Here is a 2015-nt window from a genome sequence, read left to right as displayed (position 1 = left end):
AAGTGGTTTTTGGATATGCCGCTTATTTTTGCCGGGGCAGAAACCGATGCCAGCCTGCGGTGGAATCCGACCGATGGACTGGCTCAAGCGGTTTGGGGGTAGGCCATGACCACCTCAAAAGATTACCCGTGGCTTGATTTTGACTGGCCAATTTCGTCGGCCCACAAAAAAGAAGCAAAATCCCGTATCACCCATATCCCTCACATGGATTTGAGCAAATTTATCTGGCTTGCTACCGTAGGCCGAATGGCGATGAAAGAGGGCACCGAGTTTGGCCCTGCATCGCAAGCCAATCCATACCGTTTCGCCCCATCCTTTGCCGACGCCCTTGGCCCTTATGCCTCGGCAGTGGCTGCAAGCTGGACGACTGGACAGGTGACCCATCCGGGGATTCGGCCGGGTTCGGTGACGGTGTATTATGAAGATAGTTTCACGGCCAACTGCGGCGGTGTGACTACGGCGACAGACCCAAAAGGCGAAATCGTCATTTCCAATTGCACCTCGGTAACCAAAAACGGCATTTACAATTCCAATCAGCACAGCGAACAGGGAAGCCCGCTGATTCCCGTCAGTGAGACCTGGTACAAAGAAGAAGATGATTTTAGGCCGGGGACGCCTTTTAAACTCAAAGGCTGTGTCGAAGGGGCCAACAATCGCTGGTTTCGGGTGCGGTCGACCCGCCGGGTGGGCTCGACGCTCTATATCAAGGTGGACAATAATCAGTACCAACAACAGGAGCTGATTGCCTGTGCAGCCGGCGGGACATTGACCTGCAGTTTTGGCGGCGACTGGTACACCCTGCGTGGGGCACAGGGCAATAGTTCTGCCGGTTATATGAACGGCGGAGCGACCAATTCATTCTTTGCGGGATTACCGGATAGTGTCTATTGCAGCGGCTCCCGCGACCGGTGGTGGAGTCAAAAAGATTTGTATCATCGGTATTATGGGAATGCCAGGGGCCCCAATGACGGCAGGCCACCCAGCGGCGGTCAGCATTCCATCGACTTTAATCGGGATTGGGTTCGCTGTCCGAATCCCAATCTGTATTCAACCTATGACACCAATTGCCACCGGTATTGTATCGATTGCGAAACCGATGGCAGTATCAGCAAGGGCAATTATGAGCAATTTATTGGGATTTTCCCGGCAAGCAAATATCTGCCCAAACAGGTTGACCCCAAAGAGGTCACCTCGCCGCATTACTACGAAGACTCCCAATCCATTCGCTGGAAATATGGCAGTAAAGTTCCCTTAAAGGCATTGCAAATCACCAATCCTGCAACGCTTGGCCCAATACAGGGCGTGTTTGAGGCTGGCTACATGACACAAAGTCAGAATTTCATCGCTGCCAGCAGCGACCGGCAATACGGCTCTGTCTATGCGGTAGAAACAACCGGGACCAATAGCGGTACTGTCCCTTTTAACGGCGTTAATCCCGATGGCGGCCTGACCATGCAGGCAAAGAAAATCAACCGCAAATTCGACGACGCCATCCAAAATATGGTTGAGCTTGCCGTTGAAGAACTCGGCTGGTGCTGGCCTGTCAACCAGACCTATAAACTCAACTGGCTTACGTTAAATGCCGCCCAGCCGCTATCGGTTAATTTTGAAAGATACCTCCATGGCACCGAAACCGGCAGTTACACATTTGGCCAAGCCTACATCGACCACGGATTGTCGGCGTATGACGCCAACCATGAACCGCAGCAGCCCGCCTATCCCTTGATGAACGATGAACTCTGGGGAGAGAATGGTTCGGCGTTTGAACTAATCCTGAGTATTCTTGGCCCATCCTATTATGATTGGCGGTATGATGACCAAACACCCTATATGAGTAAGCGAGTTCTGGATATACGCTGGCGGTTCAGGGCACAGACCGATTATACAAAGTCATGGCCAAGCTTCCCTTGCCAGATTAACGGCCACACGGTGAACAACCCAACCGAGTATATGAATGCGGTCTTGCCCATCCCCGCTGGCACGTGGCGGCGGGTCTGGAAATACTCCCTGGGCAG

At 52.8% G+C, this 2015-nt stretch carries 1 protein-coding gene; it reads left to right on the top strand.

The window, feature by feature from the left end; translation table 11 throughout:
• Window positions 1–105: 105 nt before the first annotated feature.
• The coding region (locus ACQ9LF_RS13910) for a hypothetical protein (RefSeq protein WP_462490024.1) at window positions 106–2015 on the top strand (1910 nt) is incomplete at its 3' end.

Source organism: Anaeroglomus insulsum (genome assembly GCF_050689095.1).
In the GTDB taxonomy this organism is placed as follows: Bacteria; Planctomycetota; Phycisphaerae; order Sedimentisphaerales; family Anaerohalosphaeraceae; genus Anaeroglomus; species Anaeroglomus insulsum.
Note: the sequence above shows the minus strand (reverse complement) of the source record. Positions and strands in the feature narration are given on the sequence as shown.